Raw genomic sequence first — 26329 nt, 5'->3', positions numbered from 1 at the left:
CCATCATCCCTAATTCTCAAGTGACCGTGCGTAAGTCCTGACGTTGTGTAGCTGCTTTAATCGGTGTGCGGCGGGCGATCGAGCAAAGCGAAGGCAATCAGGCAAATCGCTTTGCAAGTAGCGCCAGCATCTCCAGGGTTTAGGCATCCGATTCCAACTCGGCTAACCCGTCTGACCAGTTTCTAAGGCGCGGGAACGACGCTCGGACGCGCCGTTTCCCTGACCAATGTACTCATGCCAGAGACGAGCGAGGTCTTGAGCTTGGTGCCGCCACTCAGGGAGGATTTGATACATCCGACGGGGGCGGCCACGTCCTTCTACTTTTTTCCAGTAACCGGTGATTACGGCTTCATCTTCGAGGAATTTCAGAGCGCTGTAGAGAACGGTATCAGAAAGTCGGTAGATGGGGAATTCCCTCTCTAGTTGGCCAATTAGTTCTGTACCGTAGGAATCTCCGCGCAATAACACGGAAAGAATGTAACACACAGCTAATTCCTTGTTTAGATAAACAGGAGGGGGGTCTTGAAAAAATTGATAGATATGTTCAAACTTCATCTGTCTTGTCCGCTGGAAACTCTCGTGATACCGTCAGGTTAACGGGAGAGGAAAGCGGGGCGGGGTGTGCCGCTTCCTAATGATTAAGTGGGACACCGGGGAAACAGAGGTGCAGTATTTCCCCAGTGAATGTTGATAGCCCCAAACGCTTGTCCTGCACTTCGGTAATGTTTGCCTGCGGCTTGGTTGAGCAGCGCGGGCGTAACTAGCGCAATTTTTTTCCTCTTCCAATGTATCGCAACGACTATTGTCAAGTGTGCGATCGCCTGCAAGAGTTGGCAGTTACTTGGGGAATTAGTGTGTTAACTGAATTTGCCGTTGGTGTTTGCGTTCAAGCGCAGGCTTTAAACCGAACTCAGGCCTAACATAGCCCGCAGTGTAAAAGTTAGAAAGACAAAAGTCGCTACAATCGAACTAATCAGGGCGATCGCAGTTGCCGGTCGATCGAGCAGGGGCTTGAGTCGCTCGAACAGGAAAAAGAAAATTCCCAGACATATCGTAATGAAAAAGCGCGGGTAGCGAGAGACGTTATTAATAAAATCTTGCATGAGCTTGGTGGGGTAAAGTGTTACAGCACAATCTTTGACTGGTAACACTTGTGAGCGAGTTAGACAATTTTGGCACAGCCGGAGCTAAATCTGCCGATCGGGCGCTCGGGCATTTTTGCCTAGGCTTAGCTGACATATATAATTCTAACGAAAACTTTTCGCCGATCGCTCCGGCACTGTCTGTTTAATGCCACGCGACCTCCGGTAAGAACTTCAGAAGTATTTCTATTGAGTTCTAGTTGTGATAAATATTAGAGGGCCGTTATTTCTAGATAAATGTCTGCTGCCGCACCTTCTTTCGTCTTGCCACGTCCCTTTCTGAAATGGGCAGGAGGCAAAACTCGGTTGATTGGACAATATCAACCTTATTTTCCTGAAAAGTTCACAACTTACTACGAGCCTTTTTTGGGCGGCGGAGCTGTATTTTTTTACTTAGCACAGCAGCACCCTGGTTTGCAAGCTGTTTTAACAGATATTAATCCTGAGTTGATTAATGCTTATCGCTGTGTCAGGGATAAAGTTGAGGAGCTAATTGAGCTTTTGTTCGATCACCAGTCAGAACACAGCAAGGACAATAAAGATTATTATTACTCGGTGCGATCGCGCTCCTACACAACAGATACAGAAAAAGCAGCACGCCTGATTTACCTAAATAAAACTTGTTACAACGGCCTCTACAGAGAAAACTCAAAAGGTGAATTTAATGTTCCCATAGGTCGATACAAAAATCCTAACATTTGTCAAGCCGATTTACTGCGATCGGTCTCATCTTTACTCGCGCCCGCTCAAATTGAAGTCAGAAAATTCGATGAAATTTTGGATTTTGCTACCAGCCGCGAAGACTTTGTTTATTTTGACCCGCCTTATTATCCAATCAGTGCCACCAGTAACTTCACCACTTACAGCCGGGATAATTTCAAAGAATCGGAACAGCTTAAACTGAGAGATATTTTTGCCCAACTTGCAGAACGGGGCGTGAAAGTTATGCTGTCTAATTCCAACTGCGATTTTATCGAAAAAATCTACCGCGATACTCAAGCTTTCCCAAATAAATCTCTGCCAAAACTCATTGAAATCTCAGCATCTAGGGGAATTAATTCTAATAGTTTGAAGCGCGGGAAAATCAAGGAATTATTAATACGTTCATTTTAAATATTATTTAAGCCAAGTCTATAATTAAGGAATGAGAATTAAATAACTTACAATGCGTGATGGTTCTTGTGGGATGGGCGTCCCGCCCGTCCAGAAAGGGCGGGCTATAAGCCCAACCCTACTCCCCACTTTCAAGAGTGTAAATTATTTAATTCGCGATCCTAAGCATATTTTGTAGGAGCAATACCTAGTTTCGCCAGACGCGGCAAAGTTGCGTAATTTCTGTTACAGATATTTGTTAGCCCAGGTAATAAAACCTTCTAGCTTGTGAACTGCCAACAGATTTTGATTGTCAGGAATTTGTTTTTTAAACCAGTCGATCGAACCTTGTCTCATACCATCACCGCCCACTATAACAATAGTAGGAACCCGATAGCAATTTTTTATATTTAAATTGAGGTAAGGATACTTCTCGTCTACTGAACCTTTGTCTTCTTGCCACTTGCACTCAACAATTAGACCCAGAGGAAATAAACCGCAACCAACAATATAAAAATCGACATTTATTTCAGTTTCATAGATACTAGACCCGATATAAACCTGTTTAGCATATCGCTTGGGATTTTCAGTAGAGATTAAGAGCCAATCTCGCTTGCGCTTTTTCGGCAACTGGGGGCATATTTCGAGATATCCGTGGCCTCTCAACGTACCTTCTACAGTTGTTTCTAAAACAAAACCAGTTTTATTGGCTCTAAAACCCCTATTCATTTTGTTTCCTCCTGAATATAATTTGAATTAAGCCGATCGCACTTGAATCACCCCTCTATCAAAAACCCGTTTGTCAGTACCGATAGAACTGACAAACATCCGGTCTTCATAGACATCAAACGTCGCAAAACTTAGGCGGCTAGCAGAATACTCCGTCCACTCAGAACGCCCCACCGGACGAGTGCCCGCGCCGGCCCCACAAATTAAATAAGTCGTACCGTTAATCGAGCGAGTGCGTTCGTAACTGTGCTCGTGTCCGTTGATATAAAGCTGCACGCCGTACTTTTGAAACAAAGGTGTCAAAGTCTTAATAAGAGATTGATCCGATCCGTAGACGCCAGAGGAATAAATCGGGTGGTGGCCGAACACAACTTTCCAAGGTGCGGTGCTCTGACTCAACTCTTTTTCCAGCCAAACAAGCTGATTTTTCCAATCCGCATTGTGATTGGTATCTAAAGCAAAAAACTGTACCGGATCGCGCCGAAAAGTATAGTAGCGACCTTGCATATTAAAACCCGCATATTTAACTTGCGGATCGCCGTTAGCAGTGCGGATATCGTGATTTCCCAGACAAGCATAAAATTTTACACCTTGCTGTAATAAGGGCTGATAAGGTCGCTCGAAAACAGCATTAATTTTTTCAATTTCGCCGTTATTGTAGATATTGTCGCCGGCGAGAACAGTAACATTAAAAGGGTTTTCCCGGTGATATTGCGCCATCGCCTCAGCGACAGCATACTGACCTTCTGCGCCGGTACCGGTGTCGGCTACCGAAATAAAGCGTAAAATAGGCGGTGAGGCCGGCAAAGGGACGATCGCCCTTTCTGCCTCAACGTTAGAAGGGACAGCAGCGTTGGCATCTGTACCCCAGGCACTCCGAAGCTGAAACATTTTCCAGACTCCGGCAAAACCTAAGCTGCTGAGACTGCCTAAAATTAGAAAGTGACGGCGTTTGATGCTCATTTTGATTCAGTTACAACTAATGAAATGATAAATTAAGGTTGAGATGGCTCAACTAAAAATTTATCGCTTTTAGATATATTTGCAACGCCCCAAGGCAGAGAAAATGTCAGAAGAACAACTAAACCAGTCAACTCCAGAACCCTCTCAATCTCCCACACCGGAGGTTGATTCGGCTGCAAAGTCTGCCCCCACTGGCAGCAAAACTCAAAATGCCAGCAGCGCGGTTCCCAAAAATCAGAGAATCAAAACTTTGATTGCATCGATTGGGAATTTGGGAAAAAAAGGGAAAAAATTAGCAGCCGAACCCCCCTTGCAGGCCCAAAAGCCGATCGCGCCCACCGCTTCAGACTCAGCAACAGTAACTCCTGCGGCTGTTGCTGCGGAAGTTAACAGCGTGCCACCAAAAGTTGCTGTAAAAGTTGATAAAAAGCCTGTATCCCAACGCAGGGAAGGGAGCTTTTTACAGAACGTCGGTATACTTTGGCAAAGTATTGTGCGCCTAGTGCGATCGCTACTGCCACCATCTACGAACCAGAAGCTGTCCGATCCAATTTTAAACGCCGCCATAGCAGCAATTCTAATCGTTGCAGTCGGTTTAACTCTCAACAGTTTCTCCCCAAAACCGCCGGAGAAAGTAGCAAAAGTGCCTTTGCCAGCAGCGCAGCAGTCGCCGCAAACTTTTGATGATTTTCTGGCATCGGGAACGCCGAAATCCCCAGAGGCGATCGTACCGTCTGGGCAAATCTCTGCTAAATTCAAAAGCAAGTTGCCCGATTTAGTGACGCCGGAAAAACCGCAACCAGTAGAAATTATCCCACCGCCACCGCTGACGCCCGAACAGTCTCTGATTGCTGCGATTCAAAATCAAGTTACTGACATTAAGAATCGACTGGGAGGCGGCTTAGTTGAGTCTGTTCAAGCTAATTTTGCCAGCAGCATTTTGACAGTAAAAGTCGCTGAAGATTGGTACAAACTCAGCGAACTTGAGCAAAATCAACTAGCAACGAAGATGTGGAAGGAGGCTAACTCACTCGATTTCAGCAAGTTAGAAATTGCGAATATGGAAGGCAAGTTAATAGCTAGAAGTCCGGTTGTTGGTTCGGAAATGATTATTTTAGAGAGAGGGATTAATTAGAATTTAAAGAGTCTGTATCTGTACACCATCTTACCAGCCTTAAAGTCCAGGACGCATAACATAATTATGTAGCGTGATGCCTGCGTACCTTACGGCTGTTGATGTTTTTGAGGAATATCGAACTTTTCCCAACTCCTACAGAATGCTGGCATTAAATTAATTAAGTTTGAGGAAAATTGAAAAATGACAATTTTAACTCAAGCCGAACAATTAGAAATTCAATATCCCAGCAGCGACGGAGAGCGGATGGCTGAAAGCGACATCACGCGCGATTACATGACTTACAGCGTTGAAGCTGTTGGGAGCATCTCATATTTGTATTTGTAAAAATACTTCTTCTGGCTCCTTCCTTCTTCTGGCTCCTTCCTTGTTCCTCTTTCCTTGTTCCTCTTTCCTTCTGCCTCCTGCCTCCTGCCTCCTGCCTCAAAACTCCAATTTCTAGCGGAGGGCTGCAAAGGTGAGATGCTCCCAAGCTGTCAAGCTTTACTTTCAAGAACGTTCTGATGTTTACGTGTCAGCTAATTCTTTCATTTATTATGAACAAGGGAACAACAGGGAGCATTTCATTTTTGCAAAAAGCATTTTTTTTTACAGTGCGAACTATTGAATATCTCGCACTATAAAAGCCAAAGAGAGATGCTCCCGTTGTTCCGTAATTTCCAGTCAGTAAATTTAAGTAGGCTTGAAATGCGAGCCTACAACAATCTAAGTATTTTGGCTGAGTAACGTACATTACTTTGATAAAGAATCTGTAAAAATTTAACAATTCAATCACAATTTATCAGTCAAACAAACTAACTAGCGCAGCAACCTTCACATATGCTCTGCTATTAAGTTGTTGCGGACACTGCCAGTTTTCCAGTACCCGACGGAAAATATCAGTAATTTCCGTGATTGACTTGCTGCCGAAAATACGGGAACATTATTCTTAATAAAAGCTTGGCAGCTCACTAAAAATCACGCACTAAAAACTTGATTAAGTCCGAATCCACACATTCTTCTTGAATGAAGGGTGAAGCGCATCAATTAGTTAGTTTGAAACTATCACAAGCAAACAGCTCACTCGCATCTACGGAAATTAAACATGAAACTTGTTAAAGATTCACCTTTTAACTCTCAAGATCCGTTTCAGAATTTCCTCGCCCCAGAATTCGAGATTGATACCAAAAACTTACTCAATAGTCAAGCTTACGCCAGCAACATCTCAGAACAAACACTCCCTCCACTTCGGGCCGCTGACAACAATAGCGCTGAAGTTGCCAGCTTTTCCAACTCCCTCAGTTTGAGTCAGAGCTTCCCCAACACAGATTTTACCCCCCCCGCAAAAAATAGCGCACTGGATGCTCTGACTGGGGAAATTATAGGTGAAAGGGATCTCGACTCTTACGACAAAGATGCTTTAATCGGCGAAAGACGCGCATCCCAAGTCGCACCAACAGCTTCTAATCCCAAAGCACCTCCCATCATCCAAAGTGCCGAACTTAAGTTTACAGACAGCAACAATCAATCTTTTCCCAACAATCAACCCGTTCTCTTCATCACGGGTACTAATGTATTAGTAGATAACTTGAGCGACCCGTTAGGCAGCCGATTCAGCGACTTAACCGTTAAATTTATCGTAGGCAGACAAGCTTACGAAGGAACAGTTTTGACAGACAAAAGTCGCAAATTGGCAAACAATCAATTTGAAATCGCCGTTCAAGTTCCCAACACCTTACCGTTAGGTGAATCCCGCATCGTCATCAGCCGCAAGCAAAACGAAAAAGTTAGCCCAAATCCCTCAGAACCAGCCAAAGAAGTTAAATACGATAGCAGTCCTTACCGAATAGAAAACAATACAGAATACATCTTTGGCGCGCAGTGGACAACAGATAAAATCGCAATTATTAACGGTGCAAATCCCGAATCAGTCGTCACAGCTACTAATAGCAGCGACTTGTCGATTGCCAGCGTTTCTGTAGGCACGGATGGTATACTCGATCGACCGCGAGAACTAACTGTAACCAGTGACGGCAACCGTGCTTATGTAGCGATGGATCGTTCCGGGCGCATTGCTTTAGTCGATCCGATGACCAGGCAACAGGTAGACACTCAGCCGAATACCGCTGGTATTAACCCGATAAATTTGCCCAGCGGTGCAGAACCTCGATCCATAGTCATAGACCCCCGCGACCAATACGCTTACATCGCAGACGGAAAAATCGGCAGCAACTCCATCTACGTTCTCGATATCAACCCGTTTTCCTCAACCTATCACCAAGTCACCCAAACCATCCCAGTCGGTACAGCCCCGAACGGTTTGCGACAAATAGCCATTAGCAGCGACGGCAAAAAGCTGTTTGTTACCGCACCAAACGGCTCGAACAGCAAAATTTACGCTGTTAACATCGACCCCAAAGACCGACCCAGCGACCCCAGTCAGAACCCCAAAAAGTGGAATCAATTAATCGGAAGTATCACAGCCGATGAAGGAGTAGAAGGAATAGCAAGCACCGTCAATCCCTTAGCCATGACCTTTACGAACAGCGGCAAAGATAGCAACGGATTTGGGGTATTGGACATTACTAATAATGACCCGGTGAGTTTTGCTGCTACCACCCGATATGCAAGTTTAGGGCTGGGTTCCAGTTTTGATTACTTTGATGTGAATGAGGGAGTTTCGGTAACGGTTTTACCGGATGCTAGCTATGCGTTTGTTGTGGGTCGCAATGCGGACACGAAATTTTTCGGTCAGGAATTGCCCAGCGTGGATGGAGACCCGCGGGCCGGTAGCAATATCGGCATTATCAAAGACCCGCTGACCAATCCGCAATTAGTGGCGGGAACAAGACCAATTCCCGACGGATTTGCTACTGATTTAGCGCTTTCAGGTAATAGCAAGTACCTCTATGCTTCCTATCCCAATTTGAGCGGTGCTAATGGCAAGGTGTATGTCTTTGACACTGAAGAATTCGTGAAAACAGTGACCAACCCCGGTCAATTTCAAATTGATGCTAAAGGTCGGGGTGTCGGGCTGCCTTTGTTCGACAGCACTACCGCACGAACTGCTACGGTTGCTGACCTTTCCACAGTGCCCATTGATAATATTAACCCAGCGGTTAGTGTTGCTGCTGACTTCCAGATTCTGATTGATGCGAACAGCCAGTATACTTACGGCGTGCCGCCTGGTAGCAAGCGAGCTCCTGTTTCTGCGACTAACTCTCGCGGTTTGGCTGCGACACCGCTGGATTGGTTGGATTTAATTGGGCCAGGTGAGAATACAATAAATGACTTGACTCCGACTTTTGACTGGAACTTCAGCATTCCTGATTCCCAAATACGCGAAGTTAATTTGTTTGTAAGTACCTTCCCAGAAGGTGAGGGTCTGTTGCCTTGGGACCAAGTTGTCAATTTATCGGAAGTGCTGCCCAATTCCAACCTAACTCAAGAGGAAAAAAGACAATTTTTGAGTTCTCCGTGGCAAGAGTTTGATGACTTTAATCCCAACCGCATTCTAACAGCAACTTGGAAGCCTTCGGGTGGCTGGGTTTGGAATGGAGGTGACAGGTTTGGAGATAACAACAATTTTACCCTCGATCCAGACCGGACTCTTACAGCAGGTCAAACCTATTATTGGGCTGTCGAAGCAATAAACGCTGAGGGAGAGCGCAATCTTGATTTTGGGGAGTTTAATACACAACTAGAAAGCTCTCTTTCTCCGTTCAGAAGCGTCACTGTTCTCACTCACGGTTTTACACCTCCGATAGTTACAGAAGCAGTAATTCCCGCTAACTTTTTTGACATCGCAAACAACATCGCGGATGCAGGGGGTGGGGGTTTGATTATTCGCTACGATAAGGGTACAGGTTTCTGGGTTCCTGTGGATAAATATGGGGCTGTGATGCAAGACTTCCCCGCAGGTCAAAATCCAGAAACCACAACAAATTACCTCGAACAATTAGCTACTTACATATCTGACAATTACAGCGACAAATCTTTAGTGCTGCTGCCTGATTGGGCTCAAAACAATGAGTCAAGTGTTCCTGATTCTGGTTTTACAGAAGGTGCAGCAGATGCTTTCTACGCATCGTTAGTACAGCTAGACCAGGCTTTGGGAGGAAGTATTGGACAGCGCGACTCTCAAGGGAATCTGGTGAGTCTTTACGACAGCAAAGGCAATCTAATTCGCAACCAAGGAGACTTGTTGAGTTCCCCCATGCACTTTATTGGCTTCAGTCGGGGCACAGTTGTTAATAGTGAAATTGTGCAGCGCTTGCTGACAGCATTCCCCAATGCAGGCGGAACAAATCAATTCGGCCGTGATTTTCAAGTGACAACAATCGACCCCCACGACTTCGATCAGGAGAGTCTTTCGCTGGTGGGGATTGGAGGGTTTAGGAACTTCTACGAACCCAAGGTGCAGACTTGGGAAGGCATTACATTTGCCGATAATTACTACCAAACTACAGCCGATCCGAGTGGTTTGGGGTCGTTTACTCCGAACGGTCGAAATATTCCTGACCTTCTGCCACCAGAAGATACTAGCAATCAACCCGGACTTCAGTTTCCCAAAGATGCAAATGGCAATCTCCTCGGTGTCCCCGATGTAGTCGAATTTCTGGGAACTCGTTCTAGGGAAACGGACTATGCTGAGAGTCGGGCTGGCTTCAGCCGACAAACCGATGCTATTCCGGTAATTGGGGGTGGCTTAGGCGCTACTCACGGACGAGTTCTCAATTGGTATTCCGGCAGTGCGAATCTGGGTTTAACGGAGTCGCAACCCAGCTATGCGGTGGATTGGCTCAAAGATCCAGTTTACCGCCGCCGCAGCGATGGAGGTTACGAGGTGTTGTTCGATGCCGACTTCTACGATACCAATCCCAACCGCGTCAATCCTTGGTACACCCCAGATCATACAGCAGCAAACTTTGTCCAAGGTAGCGCTGAGGCTCCTTGGGAAGGAATTGGGACTGGATGGTTTTATTCTATAAATGGTGGCGGTGAACGTTTGCGGCCAGAAACGCAGCCGCGAGTGCCGCTAAGTTTTGACAATACTTACAGCACCAGAATGCGCGGCGATGCTAGTGTTCCGACTCTTTTTAATGGCAATTTTGATGCTGTTACCGATCCGTTTGGGGGGAATTTGAGCCAGGTTCGCAGAACTATTTCTAACGCGCTACCTGGGTGGTCATTCCACAACGGTCAACAAAATCCAAATATTGATTTGGTTCAAAATTTGGAGGACGTAAAGTCCATTAAAGGAAAAAGCGAAACAGACTATGCCTTTAAACTAGGAGCCAACGGAGTCAAAGAAATTGTTCACAATCGGTTTGTTGTTCCCGATTGGGGAAATTTACGCTTTGATGTTCATGCTCCTGTCAAAAAAGGAAACCTGAAGGTCACGTTGGAAACGACAACAGGTACAGAGATCGCAAAAACCACAATAGACCTGAAAAGCAATTTGCAAAAACTCCCTTTCAACCGCAACGAAAATGTCAATACCCCAGAAAAGCTCGATCTGGCTACTAATATCTACTTAGGTAATGCTAATAAGATTGGATTTGGTGGAGAAGGTTTTGAAACTTTCCAGCTTAACTTGCAAACTCCTGATGAAGTGACACAGCTTTACCGAGGGCAACCAGCTACTTTGAAGTTTGAATTAGAAGGAGGAGACCATGTTTTCATAGATAATGTCTTCTTTAAGAGCGACCACCTGAGATTGGGAAATCCAACTGAAGCAAGATGGGATATTAAAGCCCCGGAGCAAAATCCATATCAAACCAATTTGTTGCTTGAAAAACCTCAGTATTCCTCATCTTATAATGCCGTTACTGGGCTTCCTAACTGGGTAAGTTGGAAAGTTGACAGCTCTTGGAGAAATCGAGTTGAGGGAAGAACAAATACTCCATTCATAACCGATCCAGGCTTGCCTGGTAGTCCTCAAGTTCCGAGCTGGCCTAGAATTGATGGGATAATGTATACAGGAACGGGTTTGGATAGAGGTCATCTTATCCCTAACCAAGATAGAAACAGAAATGAGAAAGATGCTCAGGCTACCTACCTAAGCACAAACTTAATCCCGCAAGCGCTCGACAATAACCGACTTTTCCCCAATAACAGAGGTAGATTAGACCCAGATATTTCGCCTGCATGGTCTAGAATTGAATCAAAATTAGTTGAGCAGCTAATCTTTGATTACAACAAAAAACTTGATATTACTGCTGGTGTTTTTGATACTAAAGAACAGAATTGGTCTATCCAGCCAAAAACTAGAGCACCTGAATTACTTACGGAAGCGCCCAATCAAGGAAATACAGATCCTACAAATTTAGAAGCTAACGGAATTCGCATTCCTGGGTGGGCATGGAAAACAATCTTAGTTTCCAATCAATCAAGTTTTGGGGTACAAGATGTTCTTGGCAGTTACACATACATTACGCCCAATATACCAGAACCTTACACGGACTGGAACGGGCAACCAGCAGTCCCGAACCCACTTAATCAACTGTTAGGTGAAAACCGCGAGCCTATAACAAGTGCTGAACAATGGCGAAGACCTAATACATGGAAGATTTCTATCGATCAGCTTGAAAATCTTCTGAATACTCAGGGTTCTGACACGGTTTTTAACTTTTTGTCAAATCTTCCTGAAGATGTTCGCAATCGAATTAAACAACAGAGCGATTTCTCGTTTCCACCACCTCCCTAAGTCCGACTTGCTCAGGATTTACGCAGAACTATTATGAAATAGGTTGGGGAGATATCTAAATGTTCAAAACATTACAATTTTCTCAATGCTCTGCGTAAGTCCTGTTTTTTGAAACAGATGTAACTCCTACGACTAATTATTACAATTTAAAATTCACCCTCCCTAATCTCACCACGCCAGTGGTAAGTAGCACTCGTTGGACCCTGGATAAATTCTCCATCTGTCCAAGTAGTCTGGTAAAAGAATACATCTCCTTGGAGACCACCAGAAAGACAATTTTTAGCTCCCGAAAAGTTGCTTCCTATGAATTGAGAATAACTCATGTCAACTCCTGATAAATTAGCCTCTCTCAAATCGCAATAAAAAAAATAGACACCCAACCAATCTTCATCCCGACTAAATCGAGCATTTCTGAAATCAGAAAATATAGCCATTCCCAAGCCAACATTTTCCAAACAAGCACAACTAAAGTTGACATAGCTTAAGCGAGAACGACTCAGGTCAATATCACGCAAGTCAGCACCGCTCAAATCTACACGATGCAATATTTTATCCTGAAAAATTCGCTCGCCTTCGCCATAGCGCCGGAGCAATTCTTCAGCAGACAACGTTCTGTTTAAATCGTTTTGAATCCTGCCGTCAGGCATAGTCACTTGATGAAAAATAGTCTGCTCTGTTGTTTTAATATCCGTCAAATTGGCATCAGTCAAATTAGTGTCAATCAGCACAGCACCCGTCAAGTCGGTACCCGTCAAGTCGGCACCTGTTAAGTCGGCACCAGTCAAGTCAACATTAACCAATTTAGCATTCCTGAGATTGGCATTGCTCAATTTTGCCTTAATCAGTAAGGATTGATCCAGCCATACTCTTTCTAAGTTAGCATGGCTCAAGTTAGAATTAATTAAATTAGCCCCCCCCAAACTAGCGTCTTCCAGATTAGCACCGATCAAGTTGATATCAACCAGGAAAAACTCGGAGAGATGAAAATTATTCAGATCGAAACCCGAAAAATTTCTCTCTCCAGCTATATACCGTCTCCGTAATTCTTGCAGGTCGTAGATTCTCGTTGACTCTTTTTCGTCCACCACGGTTTTTTTTCATATAAAATATTAGTTAATTTTAGCAGAACTATTATGAAATAGGTAGGGACCTATCTAAATATTCAACACATTACAGTTCCTTTAACTATTCCTCATATCAAACCCGGAAAGATTAACCACAGTACCGAGGGAACAACCACGGGGGGTTTGCCCCTACTGAACTATGTGCATTTAACCGGATTTGATATCACCCTCCACCTGCTACCTTGATTTTATGGGCGGTTGAGGGGAACTTCTGTATAGATAAGTGCCACAGAAGCAAGAATCCGGTGTCTTTCCAGAGCCTATCAAGTGTCAACATCGGACTAATAGTTTACCTTATTATTGAGTAATGGAGAATTAAGAGAAGACGACCTATGAAAGGATCGCTATTTACTGAAATGAGTGCCTCTGAATTGCTCGAACGTTATGCTGCTGGGGAGCGAAACTTTGCTGGAATTCGTGTTAGTGCGTTCTCATATCTCCAAGGAGCAATCTTGAGCGATGCCAATTTTTCCGGGGCTGTTCTGCAGGGTTCGATGATTGGAACTGACTTCTCTCGAAGTTACCTGATTGGAGCCGAATTGGCTGAAGTCTCTCTGGAGAACGCCATCCTGCAACATACCCGCTTGGATGGAGCTACCCTGGCTCAATCGATCCTCGATCGAGCTGACTTGACTCATGCTTGTTTGGTACGTGCCGAGTTGGATGAAACCCTGGTGGAGAAGACCAACTTCTATCGCTCTAATTTGTTCGGTGCTTCCGGTGTAGACATCGAATACTGGCTGGAACAAGAATGTATTTTCTGCCACACTATTATGCCCGATGGCAGTGAGAGGAATGATGGGTGCCAACGTCTAGGTATTTGTGTCTATTAATTCACTTGGAGCCCCTGTTACAGCGGCTCGTGAACTTTCTTTATATTATTAAATCAACCAACGTAGGCGGGAAAACTTGCTAGGCCTACCAGGCTCTTGACTTTTAATAACATTGAACTAATCTTCATCTTCATTAATACTGCATTTACTAAAGAGCAATATTAGCCGACCGCCCTTTTACCGCCTTTTACCCCTTTGAAGACTTACAAGGAAGAAAACCTGGGACGACTGGCAGCGGAGTCAGCTTTACGATCGCTCGTAACTCAACTATTAAATTCTGGAATGAGTCTGGAACAGGTAGCGCAAATGATGAATTTATCGACCGTGGAAGTGAGACGATTGGTAGGGGAAAACTTTTGATCGATCGCACTTTTCCAAGATATCAAGGATAGTGCGATCGAAGTATGGGACAAACTGAGAACAGTCAACAGCCAAGAGTCAACTATTAACTAATGACTAGAGAGGCTTATTAGTAGGCTTAAAGCCCTGCTTTTGAAAATAGGTTCGGAATACCTCTTGAGCAATTGGTGCCGCCGATACAGAACCAAATCCGCCGCCTTCAACTATAACTGCGATCGCAACTTCGGGTTTGTCAGCGGGAGCAAAACCCACAAACATAGAATTGTCAGGATGACCGGGCATTTCCACCGTCCCAGTCTTACCAGCACTTAAAGGAATAGTACCATCATTCATGCGTTTGCCAGTACCTTTTTTCACCACGTCAATCAATCCCTGGCGAACAACATTCAAAGTTGCAGGCTTAATACCTGTGGGAACTTTTTTGGTAATAGGAGTGTTGGTTTGAGAAGCCAATAAATGCGGCTGAACTCGATAACCGCCATTAGCAACAGTGGACACCATCACAGCCAATTCTAAGGGAGTACAAAGTACCAAACCTTGACCGATCGACATTGTTACTGTATCGCCAACGTACCAATCTTCACCATACATTTTCTGTTTCTCTGCTGGTATCGGAACTTGACCGTGATTGGCGGATTCCAACCCCAAAAGGTCTAAATTAATAGTACCGCCAATGCCCATCGCTTTAGCCGCTTTTGCCATTTGTTCGGGGCCTGCAGCCATACCTACTTGATAGAAAAAGGTATTGCTGCTGTAGGCTAAAGCATCGCGGAAACCGATAACGCCGTAACCGCCGCTGTGTTCGTTAAAAGAAATTCCGCCGATCGTAATTGAAGAAGAAGTAGCCACAGTCGAGTCAGGAGAAAACTTGCCCGACTCCATCCCCGCTATAGCAGTGACAATTTTAAAAGTGCTACCGACTGGATAACCTTGAACGGCTCGATTTAAAAACGGTTTTTCTGGCCCTTGCAGTCGATCCCATTCTGTTTGAGTCACCTTGCGGGTGAAAATATTGGGGTCAAATGTCGGCCAACTAGCCATTGTTAAAAGAGCTCCGGTTTTTACGTCGATCGCGACAACTGCACCCAGGCGATCGCCCAAAGCTTTTTCTGCAGTTTTCTGCATATCTAAATCTAAAGTTAGCTGCACCGGTTTGCCGGGGATAGGGTCTTTGACACCTAAATCTTGGATTTCCTCGCCCTTAGCATTCACCTCGATTAAACGGTTTCCCCAAACGCCCTCTAAAGTTGAATTGGCTAATTTTTCAACTCCCATTTGACCCACGAGCATCCCCATCGGATATGCAGGATTAGCTTTTAATTGCTCTAAACTAGCTTCGCCGACGTATCCCAAAAGGTGAGCTGCTAATTGCTGGTTGGGATTGTCTCGGCTCGATTCTACGCGAATTTCCACTCCCCGCAAACTATTAGCTTGTTCTCCCAAAGCGACGAAAGTACCTACATCGATATCCTTACTAATTCGCACTGGCAGGGCCGATCTGTAGCCAGCGGCATCGATTTTTTTGACAATTTCGGCCGCGGGCAGTTTGACGATCGGGCCCAGTGTAGCGGCGATCTCTTGCCACTCCTTGGCCGATCGCTCTTTTGGCCACACATAGACCGATCGAGATACGCGGCTGGCCGCAAAAATTTTGCCGTTGCGGTCTAAAATTTGACCGCGAGTCGCTGGGACTGAAACAGGGCGAATGCGGTTATTTTCCGCCCGCTGTCGGTTGTAGGCTCCCTGTACCAGTTGCAATTCGGCTAGACGAAATATTGGTAGCGCCATCAAGGTAGTGACGAGCAGCATAAAAATCATAACTTGGAGCGATCGGCTGCGTTGCCGTGAAGCATTGTCCAAGCCATTTTTGTCGAATCGGACTTTAGAGTTAAAAGAAAAATCGCCAGCCATATTAATTAATCTGCTCTTTTTATTCAACTAACAGGTTGATACGGGCCCCATCCGGATGATTGGGCAGATGATTACAGGGATTATAACTTCTAACTCTTTAGTAACAGACATAAATTCTGTCGATTGGCAGACGAATCAGCCGGATTGTTTAATTAAGGTATATAAGATATATGTTAAATATCAGGTTTTTCTGACAATTCAACTGTTAAGGAGGTAGGGGCGCTGTGGAACCGATCGATTTTTTGATTGCTTGGCTGGTGACGGGCAGCAGCTTGCTGCTAATTTCTCAACTCCCGATCGGCGTAGAAATTGACAGCACACCGAAAGCAGTAATTTCCGCTGCGGTTTTGGGAATGTTGAATGTTTTAATTTTGCCAATTCTGAAAGCAGTTTTTTTCGTGCCGAACTTGCTGACGCTGGGATTGCTTTCCGGCGTGTTTGCTTTTGTAATGAACGTGATTGTTTTTGCCTCGGCTGCGAAGTTAGTTGAAGGATTTAGTTTGCGGATGGGCCTTTGGAGTGCGGTACTGGGGGCGATCGCCTTAGCTGTAGTTAGCAGCTTTATCAACGGCGCACTGATTTAGCAACTTCCCCGGATAAAGGGCGATTGAAATCGCCCGATATTTCCCACCCTTAGCTGGCGCGTTTCCTGTGCCTACAACCGATTTCTATCGCTGAATATTTCTTCTCCCTTCTTCCTTCAATCCGTTACATCCGTTACATCCGTCGAGCGAATCCGTTGCCGAACTTCCTTCAATCCGTTACATCCGTTAAACAATCCGTTGCCGAACTTCCTTCAATCCGTTACATCCGTTACATCCGTCGAGCGAATCCGTTGCCGAACTTACTTCCCCATCAGCGACTTATAGGCTGTCACCTTAAGATCGATCCCAGTAATATCTGTCCCCACAACAACAGCCACCGCTCCTAAATCCAAGGCTTTTTTAGCCATTTCCGGCCCCGATATCCCGCCTTCGCAGATAACGGGAACCTTAAGCTTTTCTACCATTTCCGCAACCAAATCAAATCCCGGCGGCGACAAATTTTCCGTCTGGGCAGTGTAGCCAAAAAGAGTAGTTGCTACAGTATCTGCACCAGCTTCGGCTGCCGCGATCGCAGCTTCTATTGTATCTACATCCGCCATCACTAATTTACCCAATTCGCTGTGAATTTGCGCGATTAATGTCTTTAAATCTTCGCCGCCAGCAGGACGGTTTCTCAGAGTAGCATCAACGGCGATAATATCGGCTCCAGAAGCGGCGATCGCCCGCGCGTCTTCAAACCGAGGAGTAATGTAAATCTCGCATCCCGGCAATTGCTGCTTCCAAATCCCAATTATGGGAGCGGATATCTGTTTTCGCACCGCTGCAATGTGAGCCGGAGTGTCAATCCGCACGCCCGATGCACCTCGATTGATGGCGGTTCGAGCCATTGCCGCAATTACGATCGGATCGTGCAGCGGCGAATCAGCAGGTGCTTGACAAGAAACAATTAATCCTGTAGGAATTTGACAATTAATCATGGGGAATTGCGGATGGGGAATTGGTAATTGGGAATTACAAATTATACCAGTTCAAAAAAAGAATGTAACTGTAGACCATATCCCAACCTATATCCAATGAGTCAATCGATTTTAGATTTTAGATTTTAGATTTTAGAGGCGACCCCACGGATAAATGCGGGGGCAATAAGTGATTTTCGATTTTCGGTTTTGGATTGATTCCACGGATAAATCACGTGGCGGGTACCACCTTTGAAATTAGTGGTCATTCCCCAATCTAAAATCTAAAATCTAAAATCTAAAATTGTATTACCCATTACCAATCCCAGCCATTAAAGAAATAATTTTGTCCAGCAATTGCTCAGGGTGAATCGGTTTAGCCAAACAATCGTTAGCTCCCGCCGTCACGAAAGATATCTGATCGGCGGGGATTTCATTAGCGCTTAAGGCCAGAATTTTGATATTTTCAGTAGCGGGTTTTTCGCGCAGTTGGTGAATTATTTCGCAGCCATTCATACCGGGCAAACGCATAGCGACGATCGCAGCATTGGGCTGCAAAAGTTCAATTTGTTCCACCGCCGCCGAACCTTCAATCATCCACACCACTTGCATTCCTGCGACTGTCAGGATATCGCAAATCAGCATGGCAGTTTCTTCATCTTCTTCGACGAGCACGAGGCTGCCCCGCAAGGAGGAAGAATGCAGCGGTAAAGATGAATTCGATTTTTCATATTTAAATTTTGTGGATTCATCTTTGCTTTGAGTTTGGATTGGTATAAAAACGGTAAAAGTAGAGCCGACATCAACTGTAGAGTTAACTTCGATCGCACCGCCGTGAAGCTCTACTAACTGTTTAGTTAAAGCCAATCCCAGACCGGTGCCGCCGTATTCGCGGCGGTAGGGAGAATCTAACTGCTGGAATTTTTGAAACAACAGCGATCGCTGATTTTCGGGAATTCCAATGCCGGTATCTTTGATTTGAAAAACAGCGGTGCTGCCAGCAGGTGCCGTACCGGGCTGCCGCACTGCAGGCGTTCGATTTTTATCTTCTGTCACCCAAACTCGCAGGATGACTTGCCCGCCTTCGGGAGTAAATTTAATCGCATTTCCTAAAAGATTGAAGAGAATTTGTCTCAAGCGGCGCGGGTCAGCGATGAAGCGATCGCACTCTTGTTTTATCCGCTGTTCTTGCAGCAGTTCCACGCCTTTAGCCGCAGCTTTTTCTTTGAGGGCGTGCAGGCTCTGAGAAGCTAATTTAGAAAGTGAAAATTCACTAATTTTTAATACTGCTTTTCCCGCTTCTACTTGCGATAAATCTAAAATATCGTTGATTAATTCTAATAAGTGGTCGCCGCTGTCTCGGATAGTTTGCAGGTACTGCCGCTGCTTTTGCACTGGCACTTCTTTACTGCCAACTTTGCCGTAAGACCACCGCAGCAGCGTGTCGGAAATGCCGATGACGCAAGTGAGAGGAGTCCGCAATTCGTGGCTCATAGCTGCCAAAAATTCGCTCTTGGCGAGGCTGGCAGACTGGGCGGCAACCAGTGCATCGCGCAGTTCTCGCGTGCGCTCTATTACGCGCTGTTCTGAGGTGCGCTTTTGCTGCTGGACTTGTGCATAAAGTTCGGCTTGGTAAATGGCGATCGCCAAATGTTCTGCTATTTGTCGCAAAAATGTTTTTTTGCTTTCTTCCCACTCCCAAAAAGTACACTGGTGGGCAATTAGCAGCCCCCACAAGTCGTCTTGAACTACGATCGGCACTAGCAACTTTGCCCGCACCTTCGCCCGTCGCATCAACTCTAAAAAACAAGGCTGTGAAGAGTAAGTTGTTTCCACATCCGCGACGCACAAAGCCAAACCTTTGCGATATTTCTCTCGGTCAATGACTCCCTGGGTAAAACACTGCGCGTCTTCAGTAAAATTCAGTACAGACGAGATAGCATCGTTGGCTAAAGCTTCGTAGGTAACGCGACCTAAATACAAGTAAGACGCGGAATTTTCTTGGATTTCGCCAGACCCCGAAACCGCCGCAGGTATTTCTTTAGCTAACTCGCCATTGTGCGGCGCTGGCACTTTTTCAAATTGATAAATTAACAGGCGATCGACCTCCAAAAACTCTCGCACTTGCTCGACTGCTTTTGACAAAATTACAGGCAATTCCAAACTCTGGCGGATTTGAGTTGTCACCTGATTCAAAAGTCGCTCTTGTTCAAGCTGTTGCTGCAAAGCATCTTCCACTGGCTGACAAAATGAAATGCAGGGACTGGCAATTTGTAATTGATTGACGGCTTCGGCAATCTGGCTTTGTAGTGTTTCGGGATCTATAACTTTGGGTGCGGATTTTCCCTCTATTTCTGTTTGGCTGTGTAGGGGCGGGCGATTATTTGGGCTGGCATTGGCAGCGAGAATATCCAGCAAATTTAGGGTGAATTCGCTTTGGAGAACTGCCGAGTTGGGCTGTATATTTTTAATTGCTTGTTTGAGGGCGGGAATGTCAATTTGCCACGAGGGTGCGGGCGTTATTTCTGCGAGTTTGTCGGCGAGGGGAGACAGGAAATTGGCGATCGCCCCGGGGTCGAAAGTCAACTGCACATTCAATTGCGAATGGAGATTTTTTTCGCTGTGCTTGTGTCCGTTGGTTGCGAACTCATCTAATAGATTGCCCCGCAGCAGGGCGCTAAAATGCTCTGATACTACTGCTGCAAACCTTTCCGACGAATTTTCCAGATTTTGATAATCAGCGGCATCGTCGGTGAGCCAAATCGCCCCTGGGATTTCAGCCATTTGCTGTAACAACTGGTAAGCAGCCTCAAAGGTTGCTAGTGGCAAAGTCCGATTTAAGGTTTTTGGTTTCAATCTAGATATTTTCCCGGTTGTTTTAAAGAACAAAATATGAATGCCTCTGTTGTGAGGAAGGAACCTGGGGCACAACAGGCGCGGCCGATCCAACAAGTTGAGATGACAGTAGTCAGAAAGTAGGTAATAGAAGGCCCCAGGATGAGAGAGCTAATTTCTCCCTATAGTTGTCCTGATACTTTTAATCCCGACAATCCCCGACAATCGGTGAAAATCTGAATATAGCACACTCATCAGACAGGTCCCAGAGTATGGTGGTATCCCACAAAGCTTTGAGAAAAATTCCCAGAGCGCCATTAAAATCACGGGGCATTTCATAACCACAGTTAGGACATCTAAAAGTTTTAGAGCTACCCAATTTTTTATGAATATGACCGCATTTCGTACAAGTTTTGGAAGTATATTCCTCAGTTACCCTAACCAATCTCGAACCGTAACGATTACAGAGATGTTCTAAAGTTTGGGAGAACTGATAGAATGCCCAAGTCATCATTGCTCTCGCCGACTTAGAATTGAGCTTGCGAGTACCTCTTGCCACCATCTGAGAAGTTTCAAAAGTAGGTAAGTAAATAACATCATAATTCCTAGCCAAGTGACTTGCTACTTGCTTGTGAATCTCAGAGCGTAGGTTTTTAATTTTTGTCCTCACCCTTTCCATAGCTTGTTTTAATCGATAGCGTAATCGAGAAAACTCGCTACCTTGAGAGCGACTAAGTTTTGATTGCATTTTGTCCAAATGTTGACACAACCTAGCAATCTTCCCAAAGTCGTGTTTGCCAAATTCAGTAAAAGAATTACCATCAAACCCGGTCAAAAAACAACGCAGTCCTGGATCGAGTGCGATGGTCTTGCCACCATTTTTAGACTCTGGAACGTCCATCTCTACAGGCATATTTACAAACCAGCGCCCCTTGTTGTAGGTGACTTCTACGGCTCTATCGTAGTTAATTAAGCAGAAATCTTGCCCAGTCCATAGAGGTTTCTCTAAACCTTTACTAGAATTGGTCATTAAATGACCGTTCTTATAGTCCCCCGGAGCAAACTGAATGGTCTGTTTTTGGGATCGTATCGATCGGAACCGAGCTAACTTCAATCCGACTAAAGGATTGATTTTTGCCTTTTTCCCTTTACCTATTTGAGCGGGCTGCTTATCGGTTTTTTTCCAAGCTGTGTAAGCCTCAAAGAGTGCATTATCTAACCCGTGAGCTATGCCTAGTTCTTTGCACCATTCAGGAATTATTTGGGAGTCCCAAGTTTTACAAAAACTCCGAAAAGCTTGCTTCCCTGAAGTTTTTAAGACTGGTTGATTAGTTTTTTTGTCCACAGTATAATACGTGAATTTTCCTTGATGTTGATTCAGGTAAGCAATCGCGTTATTGTAGACTTTTCGATTGGCATGAATTCTCAGCATCCAGATTCTTTTTGTCTCCCCCTTTGGGTAAACTCGGTACGTCATAGTCTTCAATGATTTGCTTTTTATACTTCCTGAGTCCGTAGAGTCGGCAACGGTCGCCGTGGATGATTGCGAGTATGTCTTCAACCATTTCTCTTTCTGGACTAAGTGAACTATTGTTGAGAACCAAAATCTTACACCCGCCCCGCTCCGCAAACCATGAGATAAGATCGAACCCGAACCGACACAATCTATCTTTTGAGGCAATGACAACCATTCCGATGTCGCCCGTGTAAATGTGTTCCAGTAGGGTGATAAGACCTTTCCGTTTGAAATTGAGGCTGCTCCCGATGTCTTGGATAATTTCACCTCCGGGGTAGCGAGACACAAGAAAGTCAGCCTGTCGTACAAGGTCGGCTTTTTGACTTCGACTGCTAACTCTGGCGTAGAGGATTGTTGGTTGAGTAGATGGAATATCGACAATTGAGTCTCCGTCATGTCGTGGCTGTCCTGAAGGTGTTCTGTACGCTTTGATTTTCCCTTCTTTTTCCCACTGCTAAGCGTGTTTTTGCACATACTCCGAGTCGTTGAATAGCGATTCTTGGTGGTACATACTTGGACATGGTAGGTTTTTCTAAGTGAATCACTCTCTCATACACCAATTGTCGGACTTATTACGAAAAATGTCTGAGAAATGCCCCTCCTAGGGATTACTCTTTCTTGTGGGCGAGTGACCCCCACTTCACCGCTTTACGAGCGCGAAAGCGGTAGGAGGAAACGGGGGGAAGGGATACGGCTGTATAATCGATCGCTTCTGGTTGTGTTTGTGAACTGGGTTGTTGATGGAAACTAAGCAATTCCACTCCCATTGCTGGGGTGAAGTTAGCACGCGCCTTTGTTTTCTGAGCTGATTCGGCTAATGGCACGTCCTTAACCCAAATAAAAATGTTTAACCCTTAACGACAGAACATGGGACTAGCTACGTATCCGCTTGGTGTCATTACTGTCAGGCTGGTCAACTGAAAATGAAGTTTTAGGCGCGAAGCCCAGTCACTTCCGTGCTGGGTCGTTGACTACTTTCAACAATCTTATTCCAGTATAATATTAATATATAATTTGTTAACTTGTACTTAACACTATCCGGGTAAATGAGCAATCCAACTCAACTCACCCCCGATTTCACGATCGGACATCTGCCGTGTCACGACTTCCAAGTGAGCGCTACAACTCTAGGACAGGTAGTGGCTGAAAGATTTGAGCAAGAACCAGACCTGCCAGGAGTCATTATTACTCATGAATCACAGGTATTGGGCATGATTTCTCGCGTCAAATTTCGAGAGCAAATGAGTTTTCCCGATCGCGTAGAACTTTACGGGTCACACCCGATTCGAGCCTTGTTAGATTTTATTAGAATTCCGCCTTTGCTGCTTTCGGAAAACTGGAAAGTTGACGATGCCGTCCAAGCGTCTTTCCACAGGCACAAAGACTTGATTTATGAACCGATTATTGTGGTAAGGGAAGACCAGAGCCACCACCTTTTGGACGTTCATACTCTGGTGATTGCCCAGTCAAAGCATTTAGCGCAAGCTAACAAACTTCTTCAAAAATACCGAGTAGAAAGACACAAGTATTTGGCGCTACTTCAACAAGAACAGGCTAAGGTTCACGAATGTAATGAGCTTTTAAAAATCCAACAACGTCAAACAGAAAAATTGCATACTAATCCCAGTGCCCAGCAAGTGGCACTGGTCAAACAAGCTGAAGAAATTGCTCAAATGAATCAGCGATTTGTGAGGATTGCGAAACTGATTTCTTCCGAAGGTCGCCAAGCATTTCAAGCTACTTTTCAAGGCGCTAATTCTATTTGCAACAATACAGATAAAATTTTGGGCGTGGGCAAAGCAATAGCTAATGATTTAGAAACGGTTAATCGCACTTCCCGAACCATCCGGGAGGCGATCGAACAAGTCAGGCATTTAGCAGTACAGGTGGCTGTAGTTACCAATCAAATGGGAAGTCAGCCCAGCGGTCTGAGCAAAGTGAGTCTAGAAATTGGCAGACTGGCAAGTAAAACTTTTGAATTGGGGACTCAAATGGAGCAAATTGCCAGCCGGTTTAAACTTCGAGTTCACGAAATCACGGAGGCAGCAAGAGCGGGTGCTAATGTGGCTAAATCCGTGACGATCAAGATCGATCGCGCAGAAATGGCCCTGTTAGAGTTGGAAGAATTAATAGCGGAAAAAAAAATCAATTCCTTGACCGCTATCCAAGAACCTTTGGCAGGCATAAAAAGTGTTACCGCTGATTCTTTAGTTCGAGAGACAGAACAGGCCGAAGTTACGGTTTCCGAGTTGGAAGACTTAGTTAAACATCAAGATTCCTCGCAATATCTGATTCAAAAGATTCAGCAGGCGCTGAAGTCCAAAAAGCCCTAAAATCCCAGCGTGAATCTAATGAAATATTTGGAGAGGAAAACAAACAAAATAAAAATAATAATTGACTATTATCCTCTTGGTCAAAGACTATTTGTTATACTGAAGGTGGGGAATTTTTAAATGGGGTTGTAAAAAAGGCTATTTAATTAGCCCCAAAAACCGATAAAAAGTTCTAAGAATAGTTGGAATGACAGGTGAGGTTTATGAAAATCCTGCTGGTAGAAGATGACACAGTTACAGTCAGTTTGCTGACTCAAGCGCTGAACTCTCACAATTACAATGTGAATGCGGCTGCAGACGGTGAAACAGCGTTGCATTTGGTGCAGGCATACGATTACGACCTGATTGTTTTGGATGTGCTGATTCCTAAACTCGACGGCATTAGTTTGTGTCGGAAATTGCGATCGTCCGGCTGCCAAATGCCGATTTTACTGCTGACAGCGCTAGATAGCAGCAACGATCGAGTCCAAGGTTTAGAGGCTGGTGCAGACGATTATGTGGTCAAACCCTTTAATCTCGAAGAATTAATCGCTCGAATTCGGGCTTTGCTGCGCCGGGGTAAGGCAACTTTGTCGAGTACAAATTTAACATGGGAAAAACTGCAAGTCAACCCGGACACTACGGAAGTAACTTATGCCGAAAAAGTGCTGCACTTGACTCCCAAAGAGTACAATTTGCTAGAACTTTTCCTGAGAAATCCTCGGCGCATTTTCAGTCGCAGCGCCATCCTCGATCGCATTTGGTCGGCCGGCGAATTTCCTCAAGAAGAAGCCGTTACCGCTCACATCAAGGGGCTGCGGCAGAAGCTGAAAGCAGCCGGGATGACAGTAGATTTAGTGGAAACCGTGTACGGATTGGGCTATCGGCTCAAAAGTCTGCCGGAGGAGATTGAGAGCCAACAAGTTGGGCAGGAAACGGCAGAAACTGCTAAAACTCAAGAGACTTTCTCTCCTGAATCCAGCGGATCGAGCCAGGAATTAAACAATGACGAGCGCCGTCTCAAAGTCTTGAATGCGATTGCCCAAATGCGGGAAAATTTAAAAGCTAATTTTATAGAAAAGGTGGCGATATTCGATCGCGCGATCGATCAACTTAAAAACGGAAGCTTGGAGGGCGAACTGCGCGAGGAAGCCCAGGCTCAAGCTCACAAATTAGTCGGTTCTTTGGGAACTTTAGGGCTGCCGAAAGGTTCAGAAGTTGCGCGCCAGATAGAACATTTGTTCAAGCCTGAAAACATCTGGAAACCGGATACGGCTCAGCAGATTGAAGGCTTTCTGCAGAAGCTCACACAGATATTCGATCGCCCGTCGCCCGAACCAGAAGGCGATTTGGTTCCTGCGGTTTCCCAAAAGCGCCGAATGCTGATTGTTGAGGATGATAATTTTGGGAGCGATCAACTCAAAACAGTAGCATCCGGTTCCGGCTTCCAGATAGAAGTCGCCAACTCTCCGCAAGCGGCAAGAAATGCGATTTCTCAACAGCCTCCCGACGCGATTTTGCTGGATTTGACATTTTCCAAAGCTCAGGAAAACGGACTTTCTCTCCTAGCCGAACTCCTCCGTGAAAAACCCGAAATTCCGGTGATGGTTTTTAGCGGGCACAATCAATTGAGCGATCGAATAGAAGTTGCTCGTTTGGGAGCTTCGGGCTTTTTACACAAATCTATGCCCCCAGCAGATATACTCAAAGCAGTCGCCCAAGTTCTCGACCAGACCGGCCCTGCTGAAGCTAAAGTTATGGTGGTAGACGATGACGTGCATCTATTGGCTGCACTGCAAGTGATTCTAAAACCTTGGGGATTTCAAGTAACAACATTGGACGATCCCGAAAAGTTCTGGGAGGTACTCGAAACGACTTGTCCCGATTTGCTAATTTTAGATGTGGAGATGCCCGGTTACAGCGGTATCGAGCTGTGTTTGGCAGTTCGCAACGATTTGCGCTGGAGCAAGCTCCCCGTGCTATTTTTGACAGCTCATTCCGAATCGGAAATAGTGCGCCAAATGTTTGTCGCAGGTGCTGACGACTACGTGAACAAGCCGATCGTGAAACCGGAATTGATTGCTCGCCTCCTGAATCGTTTGGAGCGGACTCAACTGAGAAACAGACTGGCTCAGGCACAGCGCTAATCCCATTTTAGATTTAAAAAATTAAAGAATTAAAGAATTGA

General features: G+C 45.2%; 20 protein-coding genes. 10 read left to right on the top strand and 10 right to left on the bottom strand.

The genetic code is table 11. From position 1 onward, the window contains the following. Positions 1 to 162: 162 nt before the first annotated feature. Both QUB35_RS04065 and QUB35_RS04060 read right to left on the bottom strand, forming a co-directional pair. Positions 163 to 555 (bottom strand): PadR family transcriptional regulator, encoded by a 393-nt coding sequence (locus tag QUB35_RS04065; protein ID WP_333139606.1) that lies wholly within the window; start codon positions 553 to 555, stop codon positions 163 to 165. Positions 556 to 899: 344 nt separating this feature from the next. Beyond that, on the bottom strand, positions 900 to 1103 hold the full coding sequence (locus QUB35_RS04060) for a DUF751 family protein (RefSeq protein ID WP_190657763.1): 204 nt from the start codon (positions 1101 to 1103) through the stop codon (positions 900 to 902). 50 nt (positions 1104 to 1153) lie between these two features. Here QUB35_RS04060 and QUB35_RS04055 point away from each other — a divergent pair, with 50 nt between their 5' ends. After that, a complete protein-coding gene (locus tag QUB35_RS04055; protein WP_333139604.1) occupies positions 1154 to 1291 on the top strand; it encodes a hypothetical protein in 138 nt (45 codons plus the stop codon). A gap of 88 nt (positions 1292 to 1379) precedes the next feature. Continuing rightward, the gene (locus QUB35_RS04050) at positions 1380 to 2255 is read left to right on the top strand and encodes a DNA adenine methylase (RefSeq protein WP_333139602.1); all 876 of its coding nucleotides are present in this window, start codon (positions 1380 to 1382) and stop codon (positions 2253 to 2255) included. Positions 2256 to 2480: 225 nt separating this feature from the next. Here the strand turns inward: QUB35_RS04050 and QUB35_RS04045 are convergent, their stop codons facing one another. Continuing rightward, entirely contained in the window at positions 2481 to 2963 is a 483-nt protein-coding gene (locus tag QUB35_RS04045) for a PD-(D/E)XK nuclease superfamily protein (protein WP_333139600.1), read from the bottom strand. Positions 2964 to 2990: 27 nt separating this feature from the next. Beyond that, positions 2991 to 3926 carry a metallophosphoesterase gene (locus QUB35_RS04040; protein ID WP_333139598.1) on the bottom strand — a complete coding sequence of 312 codons (936 nt, stop codon included), beginning with the start codon at positions 3924 to 3926 and terminating at the stop codon, positions 2991 to 2993. Positions 3927 to 4029: 103 nt separating this feature from the next. Between QUB35_RS04040 and QUB35_RS04035 the strand changes: the two genes are divergently transcribed. The 3 genes from QUB35_RS04035 to QUB35_RS04025 all read left to right on the top strand — a co-directional run bounded on the left by QUB35_RS04035 (position 4030) and on the right by QUB35_RS04025 (position 11749). Beyond that, a complete protein-coding gene (locus QUB35_RS04035; protein WP_333139596.1) occupies positions 4030 to 5061 on the top strand; it encodes a hypothetical protein in 1032 nt (343 codons plus the stop codon). Between the two features lie 183 nt (positions 5062 to 5244). Continuing rightward, positions 5245 to 5388: a hypothetical protein gene (locus QUB35_RS04030; protein WP_333139595.1), complete on the top strand. Its 144-nt coding sequence runs from the start codon at positions 5245 to 5247 to the stop codon at positions 5386 to 5388. A 757-nt stretch (positions 5389 to 6145) separates the two neighbouring features. Further along, positions 6146 to 11749, top strand: a complete 5604-nt coding sequence (locus tag QUB35_RS04025) for a DNA/RNA non-specific endonuclease (protein WP_333139593.1) — start codon at positions 6146 to 6148, stop codon at positions 11747 to 11749. 146 nt (positions 11750 to 11895) lie between these two features. On the opposite strand, the gene QUB35_RS04020 is transcribed toward QUB35_RS04025, so the two are convergent. Then, positions 11896 to 12837, bottom strand: coding sequence for a pentapeptide repeat-containing protein (locus QUB35_RS04020; RefSeq protein ID WP_333139591.1), 942 nt, complete (start codon positions 12835 to 12837; stop codon positions 11896 to 11898). 368 nt (positions 12838 to 13205) lie between these two features. Here QUB35_RS04020 and QUB35_RS04015 point away from each other — a divergent pair, with 368 nt between their 5' ends. Both QUB35_RS04015 and QUB35_RS04010 read left to right on the top strand, forming a co-directional pair. Next, positions 13206 to 13706: a pentapeptide repeat-containing protein gene (locus tag QUB35_RS04015; RefSeq protein WP_333139589.1), complete on the top strand. Its 501-nt coding sequence runs from the start codon at positions 13206 to 13208 to the stop codon at positions 13704 to 13706. A gap of 195 nt (positions 13707 to 13901) precedes the next feature. Next, positions 13902 to 14066: a hypothetical protein gene (locus QUB35_RS04010; RefSeq protein ID WP_333139587.1), complete on the top strand. Its 165-nt coding sequence runs from the start codon at positions 13902 to 13904 to the stop codon at positions 14064 to 14066. A 96-nt stretch (positions 14067 to 14162) separates the two neighbouring features. Here the strand turns inward: QUB35_RS04010 and mrdA are convergent, their stop codons facing one another. Continuing rightward, the gene (gene mrdA, locus QUB35_RS04005) at positions 14163 to 15977 is read right to left on the bottom strand and encodes a penicillin-binding protein 2 (RefSeq protein ID WP_333139586.1); all 1815 of its coding nucleotides are present in this window, start codon (positions 15975 to 15977) and stop codon (positions 14163 to 14165) included. 224 nt (positions 15978 to 16201) lie between these two features. On the opposite strand from mrdA, the gene QUB35_RS04000 reads away from it, so the two are divergent. Further along, on the top strand, positions 16202 to 16561 hold the full coding sequence (locus QUB35_RS04000; RefSeq protein WP_006635567.1) for a phage holin family protein: 360 nt from the start codon (positions 16202 to 16204) through the stop codon (positions 16559 to 16561). Between the two features lie 260 nt (positions 16562 to 16821). Here QUB35_RS04000 and QUB35_RS03995 read toward each other — a convergent pair whose 3' ends face one another. The 4 genes from QUB35_RS03995 to QUB35_RS03980 all read right to left on the bottom strand — a co-directional run bounded on the left by QUB35_RS03995 (position 16822) and on the right by QUB35_RS03980 (position 22262). After that, positions 16822 to 17499, bottom strand: coding sequence for an N-acetylmannosamine-6-phosphate 2-epimerase (locus tag QUB35_RS03995; protein WP_333139584.1), 678 nt, complete (start codon positions 17497 to 17499; stop codon positions 16822 to 16824). A gap of 288 nt (positions 17500 to 17787) precedes the next feature. Then, positions 17788 to 20334, bottom strand: a complete 2547-nt coding sequence (locus QUB35_RS03990; protein WP_333139582.1) for an ATP-binding protein — start codon at positions 20332 to 20334, stop codon at positions 17788 to 17790. Positions 20335 to 20515: 181 nt separating this feature from the next. Then, positions 20516 to 21745 carry a transposase gene (locus QUB35_RS03985; protein WP_333139580.1) on the bottom strand — a complete coding sequence of 410 codons (1230 nt, stop codon included), beginning with the start codon at positions 21743 to 21745 and terminating at the stop codon, positions 20516 to 20518. Then, positions 21708 to 22262: an IS607 family transposase gene (locus QUB35_RS03980; protein WP_445252012.1), complete on the bottom strand. Its 555-nt coding sequence runs from the start codon at positions 22260 to 22262 to the stop codon at positions 21708 to 21710. The genes QUB35_RS03985 and QUB35_RS03980 overlap by 38 nt, the downstream gene beginning before the upstream one ends. A 613-nt stretch (positions 22263 to 22875) precedes the next feature. Here QUB35_RS03980 and QUB35_RS03975 point away from each other — a divergent pair. Then, complete coding sequence (locus QUB35_RS03975; RefSeq protein WP_333139578.1) at positions 22876 to 24162, top strand: chemotaxis protein; 1287 nt, start codon at positions 22876 to 22878, stop codon at positions 24160 to 24162. Positions 24163 to 24365: 203 nt separating this feature from the next. After that, a complete protein-coding gene (locus tag QUB35_RS03970) occupies positions 24366 to 26288 on the top strand; it encodes a response regulator (protein ID WP_333139577.1) in 1923 nt (640 codons plus the stop codon). Positions 26289 to 26329: the final 41 nt, after the last annotated feature.

Source organism: Microcoleus sp. B13-B6, assembly GCF_036705405.1.
Taxonomy (GTDB): domain Bacteria; phylum Cyanobacteriota; class Cyanobacteriia; order Cyanobacteriales; family Microcoleaceae; genus Microcoleus.
Note: the sequence above shows the minus strand (reverse complement) of the source record. Positions and strands in the feature narration are given on the sequence as shown.